Origin of the sequence: Corallococcus carmarthensis (assembly GCF_003611695.1) — a bacterium.
Lineage (GTDB): Bacteria > Myxococcota > Myxococcia > Myxococcales > Myxococcaceae > Corallococcus > Corallococcus carmarthensis.
In genome coordinates this window covers 13,583-29,074 of sequence record NZ_RAWE01000047.1, presented here as the reverse complement: position 1 = coordinate 29,074, position 15,492 = coordinate 13,583, and the positions used below count along the sequence as shown (strand labels likewise).

The 15,492-nt window shown below is 71.8% G+C and carries 9 protein-coding genes; 5 read left to right on the top strand and 4 right to left on the bottom strand.

Features of this window, described 5'->3' with window-relative positions; genetic code table 11:
- The first annotated feature begins 1 nt into the window (after window position 1).
- The 4 genes from cysC to D7X32_RS15345 all read left to right on the top strand — a co-directional run bounded on the left by cysC (window position 2) and on the right by D7X32_RS15345 (window position 6,964).
- On the top strand, window positions 2-562 hold the full coding sequence (gene cysC, locus D7X32_RS15360; protein ID WP_120603297.1) for an adenylyl-sulfate kinase: 561 nt from the start codon (window positions 2-4) through the stop codon (window positions 560-562).
- A 93-nt stretch (window positions 563-655) separates the two neighbouring features.
- Window positions 656-2,443, top strand: a complete 1,788-nt coding sequence (locus tag D7X32_RS15355) for an ATP-binding protein (protein ID WP_120603296.1) — start codon at window positions 656-658, stop codon at window positions 2,441-2,443.
- A gap of 8 nt (window positions 2,444-2,451) precedes the next feature.
- Complete coding sequence (locus D7X32_RS15350; RefSeq protein ID WP_244239026.1) at window positions 2,452-6,543, top strand: TOMM system kinase/cyclase fusion protein; 4,092 nt, start codon at window positions 2,452-2,454, stop codon at window positions 6,541-6,543.
- Between the two features lies 1 nt (window position 6,544).
- Window positions 6,545-6,964, top strand: a complete 420-nt coding sequence (locus D7X32_RS15345; RefSeq protein WP_120603294.1) for a BMA_0021/BMA_0022 family TOMM bacteriocin — start codon at window positions 6,545-6,547, stop codon at window positions 6,962-6,964.
- 22 nt (window positions 6,965-6,986) lie between these two features.
- Here D7X32_RS15345 and D7X32_RS15340 read toward each other — a convergent pair whose 3' ends face one another.
- The 4 genes from D7X32_RS15340 to D7X32_RS15325 are packed head-to-tail and all read right to left on the bottom strand — an operon-like array spanning window position 6,987 to window position 13,704.
- Window positions 6,987-8,387: a SagB family peptide dehydrogenase gene (locus tag D7X32_RS15340; protein WP_120603293.1), complete on the bottom strand. Its 1,401-nt coding sequence runs from the start codon at window positions 8,385-8,387 to the stop codon at window positions 6,987-6,989.
- A 10-nt stretch (window positions 8,388-8,397) separates the two neighbouring features.
- Entirely contained in the window at window positions 8,398-9,555 is a 1,158-nt protein-coding gene (locus tag D7X32_RS15335; RefSeq protein ID WP_120603292.1) for an amidohydrolase family protein, read from the bottom strand.
- A gap of 3 nt (window positions 9,556-9,558) precedes the next feature.
- Entirely contained in the window at window positions 9,559-11,511 is a 1,953-nt protein-coding gene (locus tag D7X32_RS15330) for a B12-binding domain-containing radical SAM protein (RefSeq protein WP_120603291.1), read from the bottom strand.
- 3 nt (window positions 11,512-11,514) lie between these two features.
- Entirely contained in the window at window positions 11,515-13,704 is a 2,190-nt protein-coding gene (locus D7X32_RS15325; protein ID WP_120603290.1) for a TOMM precursor leader peptide-binding protein, read from the bottom strand.
- A 95-nt stretch (window positions 13,705-13,799) separates the two neighbouring features.
- Between D7X32_RS15325 and D7X32_RS15320 the strand changes: the two genes are divergently transcribed.
- The gene (locus D7X32_RS15320) at window positions 13,800-15,482 is read left to right on the top strand and encodes a S53 family peptidase (RefSeq protein WP_120603289.1); all 1,683 of its coding nucleotides are present in this window, start codon (window positions 13,800-13,802) and stop codon (window positions 15,480-15,482) included.
- The last annotated feature ends 10 nt before the right edge of the window (window positions 15,483-15,492 follow it).

Sequence of the window (15,492 nt, the reverse complement as noted above, 5' to 3'; positions counted from 1 at the left end):
GATGCAACAGCGTCCGGGCTTCATCCTCTGGTTCACTGGCATGTCCGGCGCGGGCAAGAGCACGCTGTCCGCCGCGGTGGCACGGCAGCTCTCGCCCGTGCAGCGCGTGGAGCTGCTCGACGGGGACGAGGTGCGCACGTACCTGTCCCGCGGTCTGGGCTTCAGCCGCGCGGACCGCGAGGAGAACGTCCGGCGCATCGGCTATGTGGCGCGCGTGCTGGCGAAGCACGAGGTGGGCGTCATCACCGCCGCCATCTCGCCGTACAAGAGCTCCCGGGACGAGGTGCGCGCCCTGGCCACCCAGGCCGGCATCCCGTTCCTGGAGGTCTACGTCCAGGCCAGCCTGGACGCGCTCATCGCCCGCGACGTGAAGGGGCTCTACAAGAAGGCCCTGGCCGGTGAGATTCCGCACTTCACCGGCGTGTCGGATCCCTACGAGCCGCCCGAGTCCCCTGAAATCACCGTTCGCTCCGACGCGGAGACGGTGGAGGCGGGCCTGGAGCGCATCCTCGACACGCTGCGGGACCGGGGCCTGCTGGCCTCCGCCGCGAGCGCCGCCTAGTCAGGCGCCACGCCGCTCGTCGCTCCCACCCGGGGCGGCGGGGCGGGCTTTTCGGTTAGGCTTACCCCCGGGAGGGGGTTCCAGGCCGTGCCGATGCTCGTCTACAACCCAGGGCAGCCGGATGAGCTGTCCTACCCGCTGGCGGACGCGCCCATCACCATTGGCCGCGCGGACGACCAGGGCATCTGCATTCCCCACCGCAGCCTGTCGCGCCAGCACGCCCGCATCGAGTCCTCCGACGGGCGCGTCTTCGTCACGGACCTGCAGAGCAAGAACGGCACCTTCGTCAACGGCGTGCAGATCCGCCGCAAGGAGCTGCGCCCCGGCGACACGCTGACCCTGGGCGAGCTCGTCTTCCTGCTCACCCACGAACCCCCGTCGTCCGTGCCTTCGGGCCAGTCCGGCGCGTCGTCCGGCGCGCCGGACGAGCCCCGTCCCCAGCTCACGCGCGCACTCACCCGCGTGCCGCTGAAGACGCTGGTGCAGGCGGTGTCCGGCACGGAGAAGTCCGCGGTGGAGGCCCCCAGCACCGCCACGCGCTCCCGCGAACGGATGCGCATCCTCCAGGAGGTGGCGAAGCTGTTGTCCGTCACGGACGACCTGGAGGCGCTGCCCGGCAAGGTGCTGGACCTGGCGTTTCAGATCCTCCACGTGGAGCGGGGCGTCATCCTGCTGATGGACGAGGCCACCGGGAAGATGGAGCCGCGCGTGTCGAAGACGGCGGAGGGCACGGCCGTACGCGGGCCCATCTACAGCCAGAACATCGTGGACTTCGTGCTGCGCCGGAGCGTGGCGGCCCTCTTCTCCGACGCGGTGAATGATCCGCGCCTGGGCGCCGCGGAGTCCGTCATCTTCAGCTCCATCCGCGCCTCCATGTGCGTGCCGCTCAAGCCCCGCGACGAGGTGCTGGGCGTGCTGTACGTGGACAACGTCTCCACGCCCAAGAGCTTCTCCGAGGACGACCTGGACTTCCTCGTCGCGTTCGCGGGGCAGGCGGCGCTCGCGCTGGAGAACGCCCGGCTCTACCGCCGCATCGAACAGGAGACGGTGCAGCGCATGCAGCTCATCATGGACGCGAAGCTGGCCTCGCTCGCGGCCATGGTGGGCGGCATGGCGCACGAGCTGCGCAACCCGCTCAACTTCATCAGCAACTTCGCCGGCCTGTCCGTGGGCCTCACGGAGGACCTGGCCAGCGTGATGGAGCCGCAGCGCGAACGGTTGACGCCGGAGTCCGTGCGCGACGTGGACGAGGCGCTCGCGTGCCTGCGCACCAATGTGCAGAAGATCAACGAGCACGGCCGCCGCGCGGACGCGCTCATCCAGGGCATGCTCCAGCACGCGCGCCGCTCGCCCGGCCCGCGAGCCCTGGTGGAAGTGAACGCCCTGGTCGCGGAGAGCGTCGCGTTGGGGCAGGGCGGCATGCGGGGTGAGCCCCTGACCGTCCGCCTGGATGCCGAGTACGACCCGGCCGTGGGCCAGCTGGAGCTCAGCCGCGCGGAGGTGGGCCGCGTCATCATCAACGTCGTGGACAACGCGCTCTACGCCATGCGTCAGAAGCGCCAGGCCCAGGGCACCACGTACGTGCCGGTGCTCAAAGTCCGTACCCTCGCGCGGCAGGAACAGGTGGAGGTCCGGCTGCGCGACAACGGGCCGGGCATCCCCGCGGAGAGCGCGGCGAGAATCTTCGACCCCTTCTTCACCACGAAGCCGCCGGGGCAGGGTACGGGGCTGGGGCTGTCACTCAGCCATGACATCATCGTGCAGGGCCACCAGGGTACCTTCCGCATGGAGACGGTGCCGGGTGAGTTCACGGAGTTCGTCATCACCCTGCCCAGGCGGGGGGGACGGTCATCAACGGAGCGAGGCTCGGGAACGCGATGAAGAACCCCATGGATCCCCAGCTGTTGGAAGCCTTCCAGGGCCGGTACGAGCTCTTGTCCGAGCTGGGCGAGGGCGGCTTCGGCCGCGTCTACAAGGCCCGCCAGGTGACCACCGGCCAGAACGTCGCGGTGAAGCTGTTGCGGCTGACGGACGGCGCGACGCCAGAGTCCGTGGAGCGCCGCAGCGCGCGCTTCGAGCGCGAGATGAAGCTGTGCGCGCAGATGCACCACCCGAACATCGTGCGGCTCATCGATTCAGGGCGGGCGCAGGGCGGCGCCGTCTACTCCATCTTCGAGTTCGTGCCGGGGAAGAACCTGGCGCAGGTGCTCGCGGAGGAGGGCGTGCTGGATCCGGTGGAGACGCGCCACCTGATGCTCCAGCTGCTGGACGCGCTGGCGTGCGCGCACGCGCAGAACGTGGTGCACCGCGACCTGAAGCCCGCGAACATCATGGTCGTGCCCACGGGCGCGCGGCGCAACGCGCTGGTGCTGGACTTCGGCATCGGGTCGGTGACGGACGAGCTGACGCGCGCGGAGGCGCAGCCGCGCATCACGTCCACCAATGAGTCGCTGGGCACGCCGTCCTACGCGGCGCCGGAGCAGCTTCGCGGGCAGGCGCCCACGCCGCGCTCGGACCTGTACGCGTGGGGACTGGTGTTCCTGGAGTGCCTCACCGGCCGGCGCGTCTTCGAGGGCGCCACCGTCGCGGAGGTCATCTTCCAGCAGCTCTCCACGGAGCCGGTGGCCATCCCGCCGGCCATCGCCGCGCACCCGCTGGGCAAGCTGCTCCAGCGCGCCACCGCGAAGGACCCTTCCCAGCGCACCGTGTCCGCGGAGGTGCTGCTGCGCCAGCTGGAGGCGGTGGACGTGTCCAACCTGCCGCGCCGGCCCGCGCCCGTGCGCATCCAGCCCGCGGCCCCCAACGCCGAGACGGCGACGGTGGAGCTGTCCAGCCGCACGCCCAACGCCCTGTCCACGCGCGCCCGCCGGTGGGCGGAAGGCGAGCGCCGCCAGCTGACGGTGGTGTGCTGCACGCTGTCCGCGACGCAGACGGCGCCAGGGCCGGTGGACATCGAGGAGTTGGACCACGTGCTGGGCGCCCAGCAGGAGGTCTGCATCGAGATCGCCCGGCGCTACAACGGCCACATCGCCAGCGCGCTGGGCGACATCGTCCTCTTCTACTTCGGCTATCCGGCGGCGCGGGAGGACGACGCACGGCGCGCGGCGCAGGCGGCGCTGGACATGGTGGCCGAGGTGAAGCGGCGCGGCCGCGCGATTGAAGCCGAGCGCGGCACGCGGGTGGAGATCCGCGTGGGCCTGCACACGGGCCTCGTGGTGTCGCGCGAGCAGCGGGACCCCACGCTCTCCGGCCTGGGCTTCGTGGTGGGCACCACGCCGAAGCTGGCCTTCCGGCTGTCCACCTCCGCGCCTTCTGGCGCCATCCTCGTCACGGGCGACACGCAGCAGCTGGTGCGCAAGCACTTCCCGCTGGACCCCGTGCCCGCGTCCCCCAACGAGCTGCTGCCACCGGGCCTGGAGACGTTCGCGCTCCAGGGCGCGGACGCGACGTGGAGCGGCACCGACGACGCGCTCACGCTGGTGGGCCGCGCGCGGGAGCTGGACCTGGTGCTGTCGCGCTGGGAGCAGGTGCGCGCGGGGCAGGGGCAGGCGGTGCTGATCACCGGCGAGCCGGGCATCGGCAAGTCGCGCCTCACGCGGGAGCTGGGAGACCGGCTGGGCGCGGAGCCCCACACGTGGCTGGAGGCCCGCGGCACGGCGGACAGCTCCGGCCAGGCGTATGCGCCCGTGGTGGACCTGCTCACGCGGATGCTGGATCCGAACCGCGACCTGTCCCCCGAAGGCCGGCTGACGGGCCTGGAGGCGCTGCTGTCCGGCTACAGCTTCGACCTGCCGGAGACGCTGCCCCTGTTCGCGTCGCTGTTGTCCCTGCCGCTGCCGCCGGAGCGCTGGGCCCCGCTGGACGTGTCGCCCCTGAAGCACCGGGAGCTCACTCGCAACGCGCTGCTCGCGTTCCTCGCCGCGATGGCGGAGCGTCAGCCGGTGGTGCTGGCGCTGGAGGACCTGCACTGGGCGGACCCGTCCACGCTGGAGCTGCTCAAGGCGCTGGTGGAGGAGGTGTCCTCGTCACGCCTGCTCGCGGTGTTCAGCGCGCGCCCGGAGTTCGAGCCGCCCTGGGCCGCGTCATCGGTGACGCTGGTTCAGCTGGGCGCGCTCGCTCGCGCGGAGGTGGAGCGGCTGGCCACCGCCGCCGCGGGAGGCGCGCTCTCCGCGGAGGCGCTGGAGGAGATCGTCACGCGCACGGACGGCATCCCGCTGTTCGTGGAGGAGCTGGTGCGCACGCTGCGCGAGTCCGGCGCGCTGGTGGAGCGCGAGGGCCGCTTCGCGCTGGAGGCAGGCAAGGCGGGGCCCGCGGTGCCGGGGACGCTGCGCGACCTGCTCGTGGCTCGCCTGGATCGGCTGGGCCGCGGCAAGGAGACCGCGCAGATCGCCTCCGTGCTGGGCCGTGAGCTGACGCATGAATTGCTGCGCCACGTGAGCCCGCTGACGCCCGAGGCGCTGGAGGCGGACCTGGAGCGGCTGGTGGGCTCGGGGCTCCTGCACCGCAAGCGCCGGCCGAAGGGGCCCGTGTATCTCTTCAAGCACGCGCTGGTGCGGGACGCGGCCTACGACTCCATGCTCAAGCGGTACCGGCAGCAGGTGCACGCGAAGACGGCGGAGGCGCTGGAGGCGCACTTCCCGGAGCAGGTGGAGTCGCGGCCGGACCTGCTCGCGCACCACCTGTCCGCCGCGAACCTGAAGCGCAAGGCCATCGTCTACGCGCAGAAGGCCGCGTTCGCCGCGCTGGTGCGCTCCGCCTACCTGGAGGCCATCCTCTTCGCCCGGCTGGGCCTGTCGTGGCTGGACGCCATCGACGACCCGGTGGAGCGCGCGCAGCTGGAGCTGAGCCTCAACGGCGTGCTCGCGCCGGCGCTGATGTCCACGCAGGGCTGGCGCTCACAGGAATTGCGCACCGTGGCCGAGCGCTCGCTGGAGCTGCTCTTCACGGTGGGCGAGAGCCCCTACGCGGCCCCGACGCTGTGGGTCCTCTCCATCTTCTACCACCTGGGGGGTGATCAGCGCCGGGTGCGCGGGCTGTTGGACCGGTTGGTCGCGCTGGCGCAGCGCACCGGGGACGCGGGGCAGGAGGCGGTGGCGCTCACCATCCTCTCTAACATCGAGCTGCTGGAGGGCCGCCTGGGCGATGCGAAGGCGAAGGCGGAGCGGTGCCTGGCGCTCTTCGACCCGGTCGCGCACCGGATGCACCGCATCCTCTACGGACAGGACACGCGCGTGGGCGGTGAGTCCGTGCTGTGCCGGGGGCTGTGGCTGCTGGGCTTCCCGGACCAGGCGAAGGCGCACGGCGAGGCCGCGGTGGCGTGGGGCCGCGAGCTGAACCACGGCACCAGCATTGGCCTGTCCTTCATCTACCTGCTGCTGATGGCGCAGGAGCACGGCGACCGGGCGGAGGCGCTCCAGCTCATCGCCCAGCACGCGGAGCTGTCCCACCGCTACGGCCTGCTGGAGCAGTCCGCCTACGTGGGCATCCTGCGCGGCTGGGCGGTGAAGGACCTGGAGGCGGTGCGGCGCAGCGTGGCGATGCGCGAGGCGTTCGGCACGGAGATGGACCAGCCGGCCTACTACGCCATGCTCGCGGAGCTGGAGCTGGAGCTGGGCCACGTCGAAGCGGCGCTCGCGTCCGTGGAGCGCGGCCGGCAGCGCGCGCAGGCCCTGGGCGAGGCGTACCACGAGTCCAAGCTGCTTCGCGTCAAGGGGCAGGTGTTGATGCAGCGGGATGGAAACACTGCACTCTCCGCGGAGACGTGCTTCCGCCAGGCGGCGGAGGTGGCGCACGCGCAGGGGGCGCGGATGCGCGAGCTGCAGGCCGTCACCGCTCTGGCGCGAGTGCTCCAGGCGTCGGGAAGACAGGAAGAAGCCCGGCAGCGGCTGCAAACGGTCTACAGTACTTTCTCCGAAGGATGGGAAACGCCGCCCGTCTCGGAGGCCCGCGCACTGTTGGGAGCGCTGGGAGGAGAACGCTGACATGAGCAAGAAGAAGCCGGAGTCGAAGGCCGCGCCCGCGCCCGCACGGGCCCGCCCGGTGGCGCGCAAGCCCACCCGGAGCCCCGGAGGCAAGGCCACGGTGAATGACTGGCAGGCGGTGTGGATGCGCGCTGTCGCGCTGGCGTGGAAGGAGCCGGACTTCGAGGCCGCGCTGAAGAAGGATCCGCGTCAGGCCCTCAAGGCGCGCTTCGACTTCGACCTGCCCGCCAGCATCCACCTGAAGGTCGTTCCTTCCACGACGAAGGCGGCGGAGACGGACGGCACCTGGAAGGTGAACAGCGCGGAGGTGGAGCTGCACCTGCCGAAGAAGCCGGCCGACGTGGCGGACCACGCCGTGGCCCTCTCCAGCCTCACCGACACCTACGGCCGCTCGCACTGCTGCGGCAGTCCCTGCTGCTGACCGCCGCCCAGGCTCGGGGCGCTCAGGGGGCCGGGTCCGGAGGATCGCCCCCCGACACCGCGAAGGCTCCCACGGACGCCTCGCCGAAGCCGTCCACGCCCGCCACGCGCTGGAAGAAGTCCGGGTCGCTCCGGCCCAGCGCGTAGGGCCGCAGTCCCAGCGCGGTGGACACCAGGTAGAGCGTCTGCACCAGCGCTCCGGTGTCCTGCAGCACCAGCGAGTACGCCAGCGTCTCGTACTTCCACGCGAGCCGCGGCACGCGCGCGGCCACCACCATCAGCACTTCCGGCCGCTCGAAGGGCTCCACCGGCGCGCGGGCTTCGTCCAGCAGCGCGTGGAACTCCGGCGTGGGGCCGCTCAGCTTCTCCAGCCGGTGGCCCAGCGGATCGTAGTGGTAGGCGCCCGGGGCCAGGCCCTGGCACTCGCCCACCATCGGGTAGAGCTCCAGCGCGTACACCGCGCCCGCGCCGGGGTAGGGCCGGTCGGTGATTTCTCCGTCCTGCGTGGTGCGCACGTCGCGCACGCGCGCGGCGCGGTAGAGCAGCTCACCCAGCTGCTGCACGGTGAGCGGGGTCGCGCCCCGGCCGCGCAGGCTGCGGCGGGCCTCCAGCACCTCCGTGAAGGTGCTGTCCCCGGTGCGCAGCTTCTCCATGTCCGGCCGGTACAGGTCCACCGCCTCCTGCGTCACCGACGGCTTGATGGCGGGCGGGTTGGGCAGCTCTCCCCGGAAGCGGTAGGTGGCGCCCGCGCGCGTCTGGTGGCCCCAGCCCCGCGAGCGCAGGTGGAAGAGCAGGTCGTGCGGCTCCCACTGCTTGAGCGCTGTCTGCGTCTCCTCCGACGCCGGCACGTCCAGGCCGTTGGGGACCAGGATGCCCGTCTCCGCCAGCAGGCGCACCAGCTCGCGCAGCGTGAAGGACTCGATGCCGGTGTTGAACTGGTTGAGCCGCGCCAGCAGCGTGGGGCGGGCCATGTCGAAGAGCAGCGACACCACGCGCCGGTCGTGCAGCGCCGCGGTGGCGTGCACCGTGGGGCAGTCCAGCACCGCGCGGCCCTCCGCCATGCGCGTGTGCGCGAAGCGCGACAGCTGCAGCGGCTGGGTCGCGTCGAACGTGGCGCGGTGGCGCAGGAACGACGCGGAGGCCGGCGTGAGCGTGAGCAGCAGGTTGCCCCGCTCCTCCACCGTCCACGACAGCAGGCCTCCGTCGCCGGCCAGGTCCAGCCAGTACCACGCCAGCGTCGTGTCCGAGCCCGCGGCGGCCGGCACCTCCGCCTCGTGGATGCCTCCGTCCGCGAGCGATTCGAAGACGGCGCGCACACCGGGAGCCAGCGGGCCCAACCGCAGCGAGCGGCCAGGGCCTTCCACGCGCGCGTCCTCCGCGTCGGGGCAACGCAGCGCCACACCTTCGGCGAGCGACAATCTCATTCGTGCGGCCTCACGGTTCCACACCGTAGAACCGAGTCGGGTTTTCCCAGAGAACCTTTCGTAGACGACTTTCGGTCATTGCGTCACGCAAGGACAGCATCGAACCCAGCACATCCTCGCCGTGGTCCAGATGCGGGAAGTCGCTTCCGAAGACCAGGCGGTCCTCCGGGAGGTGGCGCACCATGTCAGACACGTACGGTTCATCCGGCTCCATGGAAACGAAGCAGTGCCGGCGCAGGTAGGAGGAAGGGAGCTGTCGGATGGTGGCGGAGACCTCTGCACCCACAGCGCGATATTCCTCATCCAGACGCCACGCCCAGTACGGCAACCACCCGCAGCCGGCCTCCATGGCGCCAATGCGCAGGGCCGGGTGCCGCTCCAGCACGCCCCCCTGGAGGAGCGCGAGCAGTCCCATCATCAGCTCCATGGGGTGGGCGCAGACGTGGTTGGCGAAGCGGGTGTCGAAGCGGTCCGCGCCCGCGGACGGCACGTAGACATGGCCGCTGCCGTGGAGCACCACCGCGAGTGAGAGCTTCTCGCACTCGGACCAGAAGGGTTCATAGGCGGCGTCCGACAGGAGGCGGCCCCCGATGGGGTTGGGCCGCACCATCACCGCGCGCCAGCCGAAGCCCGCGACGCGGCGGACCTCCGCCACCATGGCCTCGGGTTCATGCCGGCTGATGAGCCCCACACCCCGCAGGCGCTCCGGCTGGTGCGCGCAGAAGCCTTGCAGCCAGGTGTTGTAGACGGACGCGAACGCGGTGGCGACGCGGGGCTTCAGGGGGGAGAAGCCCTCCAGGAGCAGGGCGTAGGTGGGGAAGAGGGCCGCCATGTCCACGCCATCGCGGTCCATCTGGGCCAGGTACACGTCCGGCCGCTGCAGGAGCTCATTGCGGCCCAGCTGCGCGTAGGAGCGCGAGGAGAACTCCACCCAGGCCTTCTCCGGCATGTGGTTCCACAGCGGCTTGCCGTCCACCTCCGGCAGGGGCAGCACGGGCAACAGGCCCTGGGGGCCCAGCCGCTCCACGCGCGCTTCCAGGGTCTCGTCCGGCAGGCGTCCAGGCCGGGGTGCGTGTTTGCGCAGGCCGGGCTCCAGCTGCTCGGCCCACAGGCTCAGCGGCTCCAGGACGTGCCGGTCGGCGTCGAAGATGCGAAGGCCGTCGCGCATGCGTCAGGGTCCCCAGCTCGCGAGTTCGTCGCGCACGTCCTTGAGCAGCGCTTCCAGCAGGCCGGTGCGGCGGGCCTGGGAGCGCAGGGCCTGCTCCTCCGCGTCCTCCATGCGGCCCGGGTGTCCGCCCCGGGCCGCCACTTCGCGGTCGCACAACTCGCGCAGGAATTCGTGGTGCTGCGGCTGGAGCATCTGGAAGCCTTCGCCCCAGCGGGCGACGAAGTCCACCAGCACGTCGCGCGAGGCCTCCGGCACGTCGCGGCGGTCGGGCAGGTCGCGGCTCAGGCGCACGAAGAGGTCCGGGAACACGTCGCGCATCGCCGTGGCGAAGGTGGCCGGGACGTAGACGGGCTGCGTGTCCGGGACGAGGTCGCCCAGCCGTTCGGCGGCCAGCACCGCGTCGAAGTCCGTGAAGAGGCGCTCGTGGCGGCGGCGCTCGTTCTGGTTGCGCGCGAGGAAGAACACCGCGCGCGGCAGCATCGCCGGGGCGGTGCGGCGCACCTCCGCGAGCGTGTCCCCCAATGCCTGTCGCTCCGCGGGCGTCAGCGCCCAGGCGGCGGTGGCCTCGCGCAGGAAGCGGTCGGTGACGGCCTCCGGCCATTCGGGTTCCTTCACCTGGGGCGGGCGCTGGATGCCGGCGATGAAGCCCCGGATGCGCTCGCAGGCGGCGTCCCAGGTGGACAGCCGCTCCACCAGGTCGCGGAAGCCTTCGAGCAACTGGGGCCGCGTCATGCCCAGGGGCATCACGTTGAGCACGATGGCGCCCCGGTCCTTCGCGTGCGTCTTCCTGGGCGTGGCGAGCCGGCCTTCGGCGCGCAGCCGCGTCCACAGCTTCGTTCCGCGCGGGGCCTGGAGGGGCGCCACCACCACCCAGGGCAGGTGCGTGCGCTGGATGTTCGCGTGCAGGGAGTCGAAGACCGCGGGCGTGTCCTGGTCGAACCCGACGATGAAGCTGCCTCGGGGGCCAATGCCGTGCGCCTGGATGCGCAGCAGGTCGCCCACGAGGTCCGCGCGCACGTTCTGGTGCTTCTGCGCCTCCTTGAGCGCGGCGGGGTCGAAGGACTCGATGCCCAGGACGACGGTGTAGAAGTTGGCGTCCGCCATGCCTTCCAGCAGCGCGGCGTCGCGGCTCAGGTTCATCGTCACCTGGGTGAAGAAGCGCAGCGGGCGGGGCAGGGCGCGGTTGAGGGGCACCAGCCCCGCGAGCACCTCCTTCGCGTAGGCCGCGTCCCCGATGAACTCGTCGTCCGCGAAGAAGACGCCCTCCGCCCCGAGCGCCGCGTGGGTGCGCACCTCGTCCAGCACGCGCTCCACCGGCTTGTGCCGCTGCTTGCGGCCGTACAGGTAGATGACGTCGCAGAAGGAGCAGTCGAACGGACAGCCGCGCGTGGTCTGCACGGAGCCCCACGCGTAGCGCGGCAGGTCCGCCGCGATGGCGTCCCAGCGGGGCAGGGGGCTTTCGCTCAGCGAGGGCTTGTCGAGCTGCCGGTATTCGGGCGCGTACTCACCCCCGAGCCAGTCCGAGAGGAAGCGCGGCCAGGTGCGCTCCGCCTCGTTGACGAAGAGCGCGTCGAAGAAGCCGCGGTAGTCCTCCGGCGCGGCGGAGACGGCCGGGCCGCCCGCGACCACGGTGGCGCCCCGGTCGCGGAAGAGGCCGCCCAGGAAGCGCGCCTGGTAGGTGAGGGCGGAGTACATCACCGACACGCCGACGATGTCGTAGTCCGCGAGCTCCGTGTCCGCGCGCAGCTGCCCGTGCAGCTCCTCGTCCCAGATGTCCACGCTGAAGTCGTCCGGCGTGAGCGCCGCGAGTGTCGCGCAGGCCAGCGGCGTCATCGTCGCGCGCTTCACCAGTCCGCGCTCGGGGTCGAAGTCCTCCGTCTCGCGGTCCACGTGGCGCCGGTCGGGGCCACACTGGACGAGCAGGATGCGGGGCTTGGGGGGAAGGACGGACGCCATCGCTCAGAAGTAGAAGGGCACGGGGTTGAGCTGCGCTTCGGTCTTCGGGGCCTGGAGCCACCCCATCCGCACCGGGACGTCATACAGCCGGCCGGGCCCCAGCCGGGGCCAGAAATGCCGCAGCCCCGGAACGATGACCTTCACCGCGGATACGCCCACGTCCGGCCGTGATTGCTCCACCACCAGTATCTCCAGGCCCACGCGCGCGGCCCGGGCCACGCACTCGCGCACGTCGTCCCTCAGGTCGTCATGCCACAGGCGCGGGAAGTCGGCGCGGACGCGCGCGGGGACGGATTCGTCGGGGAAGAGCCAGGTGACGTCGTCGTGCGCGCCGGAGTCCCATGGCGACGGGGACAGGTCCTGCGGGTCGTAGCACTGGGCCACCTCCGTGAGCGCGCGCTGCACGGCGAGCTTCGCGTCGAAGTGGCAACCGCACCCGGCCCAGGCCCGCCCGCGCTCCGGCGACCACGCGAGCGCGACGAACACCGGGATGCCCAGGTCGTGCGTGAGATCCAACACCGACAACTGGACGCCGAGCGATTGGTAGTGCGCCTCCACGGACGCGAACCACGGCTCATCGAAGGAGCGCAGGTCCAGGCGCGGACGGCGAAGGCGGTTGTACCACCAGAGCGCCACCGCATCGCGCTCCACCAGCTCCAGGAAGCCCTGGAGGATGGCCTCCTCCACGCAGTTGCCCGCCGCGTTCCCGTTGGAGTTGAAGAAGCAGAACGGTCCTTCTCCGAGCGTGGGCGCGAAGAGGTACGCGAACGACGTGGGCACGTACTTGGCGACCCCGTGCGTGAGCGACCACGCGGGGCTCCAGTCCATGGGTTGATCCGCGTACGGCAAGGGCACCGCGGTGCGCATGTCGCGGCGGCCTCCGCCTTCGGACCGGGCCTGGAACTGCGCGGGGCTGAAGTGCTGGAGCGCGTCCGGAGGCACGGCCCGCGCGCCCAGCTGCGACGCCGTGGCGTGGACTCGGGGTTCGTCGCCCTGGAACACCGCGCTGTAGCGCTCCAGGGCTTCACACAGCGCGCCCGCGCGGGCCTGGGCCTCCGTGCGGCCCTTGCCACTGGCCAAGCGGTGGAAGTCGTCGGAGGCCGGCGCGTCCGTCCACGGGCACACGCGGAAGACGGCGGACTGGATGTGGCCCAGGGGCGCGTCGCCCGGCACCGCGCGCAGGTCGCTCACCACGCCCGTCACCGGGCTGATGAGATGGCGGTGGCGCTCCCAGGTCTCCTCGGGCGTGAGGATGCGGTGGCCGCCGTCGCCGGTGAAGCGCTTGGGGCGCGAGGCCAGCTCCAACGGTGTCTTCGCGCGCGCCTCCATCCAGTGGGGGTCACCGCAATCCGGGCACTGCGGACGCCGCGTCACCGCGTGCGATTCCAGCTTCCAGGTGGCGAAGTCCAGCGTCCACAGCCGCGTCTGGCCCGCGCCGGTGGGCCCGTCCACCACCCAGCGGGCCACGAGCGTCGCCGCGAAGGACAGCCCCGCCTGCGCGGTGGTGGGCAGGCCCGTGCGCGGCGGGCGGATGGCACGCGGAGGGGTACCCTTGCGCGCGAGGTATTTCTCGATGGGGCGGTTGTCCAGGAGCCGCGCCGTGAGGCACGTCCAGCAGGCGCGCTCGCCGGTGCCCACCACCGGGCCCGCATGGCACGTGGTGCCCGACACCTTCAGCGGCAGGAACGCCGCGCCCGCGCTCCGGGCCTCGCGGGCCAGCGCGAGCGCCTCTTGCGACAGGTAGTCGTCCACCAGCAGCACGTGGCGGTCGGAGTCCTCGCGCACGTCCAGGCCAGTGTCGCGCAGCGCCTCCGCCAGCCGCTCCCCATCCTCGCCGTCGACGGCGCGCACGGCGACGGACATGTCCAGCAGCCGCCCGGCCGCGGTGGTCGCGCCCACGCCCAGCGACTCCCAGAAGCCGGCGACGCTGGCGTCGAAGACGTCGTGCGCTTCCTCCACGTGCCCGCGCTCTTCCAGGAGCGACAGCGCGTAGAGCACCTCCGGCGCGGAGGCCCGTCCCGCCAGCGCGGCGATGACGTTCGCCACGGTGCGCTCACCATCCAGCAGGGGCACGATGCTCGCGTGCAGCTCGCCCTCCAGCAGGAACTGGGCGCGCTCCCCGACGAGGAACACGCGCCGCGCGTCGAGCACCTCGGCGCGCAGGTGGGGCTTGATGCGGAGGACTCGGTCCATGGGCAGGCGGGCGAGCCTAGCCGGGGCCCGCGCCCGTGGATACGACCGGGCCTGGGCTACCGGGAGCCCGGACTCCGCGTGGTAGAACGCCGCGCATGGCCCGCATCCCCCTGTCGAAGAGCGCGCGTCTGTCCCCGGAATCCGTGCATCCGCCCCTCCGGAGCCGCGCAGCCACTGGCACCGTGGAAGTGACGCTGGTGCTGCGCCACGGCTCGCCGCTGCCCACGGTGGCGGAGCTGTGCGCGGATCCTCCGCGCCGCCCGCTCACCCACGACGAATTCGAGGCGAAGTACGGCACGGATCCGAAGGACCTGAAGACCGTCCGTGCCTTCGCGAAGAAGCACGCGCTGCGCGTCGTGTCCGAGCAGCGCGACCGGGGCTACGTGGTCCTCCAGGGGGCCCCGGCGGCGATGAACAAGGCCTTCGGCGTGGACCTGCGGCGCTACCAGCACGGGCAGACGTCCTACCTGACGCACACGAAGCCGGTGAACCTGCCGGGCGCGCTGCATGGCGTGGCGGAGTGGGTCCTGGGCCTGGACACCCGGCCGCTCGTCACCCACAACTCGGCGTCCCTGCCCATCCCCCGGGAGATGGCGAAGCAGGCCGGGGTGCGCTCGTACACGGCGCCCCAGGTGGCGAAGCTCTACCGCTACCCCCAGAACCAGGGCGAGGGCCAGTGCGTCGGCATCATCGAACTGGCGGGCGGATACAAGCCGGAGGACCTGACGCAATACCTGGAGTCGGTGGGCGTGGAGCGCACGGCGCCAGTGGTGAACGTGGGGCCGAACAAGGCGGGGCTTCTCAACACCGCCTCCAACGCGGAGGTCACCATGGACGTGGAGCTGGTGGCCTCCGTGTGTCCAGCGGCGCGCGTCGTCGTCTACAACGCGGGCTCGAAGGACTACTCGCTGCGCGACTACCACCGCGTCCTGTCAGAGGCCATCAGCGACCGGGAGAACCTGCCGTCGGTGCTGACCACCAGCTGGTCCTTCTACGAAGGGTCGCTCATCCAGCAGGGCGAGGAGCTGGCCTTCGAGCGGCTCTTCATCGAGGCGGCGCTGCTGGGCATCACCGTGTGCGCCGCGTCCGGCGACCTGGGCTCGCAGGTGCCCGTCAACGCCCACTCGCCCACCGGCGCCATCACCGTGGCCGCGACGAGCTATCCCGCCGCGAGCGCGCTGGTGCTGGGCTGCGGCGGCACGACGCTGGACGCGGTGGGAGACGTCCTCCACCACGAGCGCGTGTGGAACCGCCTGGGCGAGGCGATGTCCATGGGCATCCTGGGGAACGCCGCCACGGCCGCGGGCGCGAGCAGCGGCGGGGTCAGCACCATGAACGCGCTGCCGCTGTACCAGCAGGGCATGGGCGTGCCGGACCTGGTGATGTCGTCGTGGAAGAACGGCGTGTTCGAAGTCTCCCGCGGCACCGGCCGGGGCGTGCCGGACGTCGCGGCGAACGCGGACCTGCACACCGGCTATCAAATCGTCTTCAAGGGCCAGCAGGGCGTGGCCGCGGGCACGAGCGCCGCCGCGCCCATGTGGGCCGCGCTCATCGTCCGCCTCAACGAGGCGCTGGGGGCACGCGTGGGCTTCCTCCACCCCCGGCTGTACGCGCTCGTCACCGAGGGTGAGCCCGTCGTCCGGCGCATCACCCACGGCGGCAACGGCGCGTACTTCGCCAGCGACGCGACGGTGTGGAACGCGTGCACGGGCCTGGGCACGCCGGACGGCGAGGCGCTGCTCACGGGCCTGCGCAAGCTCCAGCGCCGCAAGCACTGAAGCCGGCCTG

Excerpts from the sequence above, each read along its gene's own strand:
- D7X32_RS15350 (WP_244239026.1), top strand. The coding sequence starts at position 2,452 with ATGGATCCCCAGCTGTTGGAAGCCTTCCAGGGCCGGTACGAGCTCTTG.
- D7X32_RS15325 (WP_120603290.1), bottom strand. The coding sequence starts at position 13,704 with ATGGACCGAGTCCTCCGCATCAAGCCCCACCTGCGCGCCGAGGTGCTC.
- D7X32_RS15335 (WP_120603292.1), bottom strand. The coding sequence starts at position 9,555 with ATGCGCGACGGCCTTCGCATCTTCGACGCCGACCGGCACGTCCTGGAG.
- D7X32_RS15330 (WP_120603291.1), bottom strand. The coding sequence starts at position 11,511 with ATGGCGTCCGTCCTTCCCCCCAAGCCCCGCATCCTGCTCGTCCAGTGT.
- D7X32_RS15320 (WP_120603289.1), top strand. The coding sequence starts at position 13,800 with ATGGCCCGCATCCCCCTGTCGAAGAGCGCGCGTCTGTCCCCGGAATCC.
- D7X32_RS15340 (WP_120603293.1), bottom strand. The coding sequence starts at position 8,387 with ATGAGATTGTCGCTCGCCGAAGGTGTGGCGCTGCGTTGCCCCGACGCG.
- cysC (WP_120603297.1), top strand. The coding sequence starts at position 2 with ATGCAACAGCGTCCGGGCTTCATCCTCTGGTTCACTGGCATGTCCGGC.
- D7X32_RS15345 (WP_120603294.1), top strand. The coding sequence starts at position 6,545 with ATGAGCAAGAAGAAGCCGGAGTCGAAGGCCGCGCCCGCGCCCGCACGG.
- D7X32_RS15355 (WP_120603296.1), top strand. The coding sequence starts at position 656 with ATGCTCGTCTACAACCCAGGGCAGCCGGATGAGCTGTCCTACCCGCTG.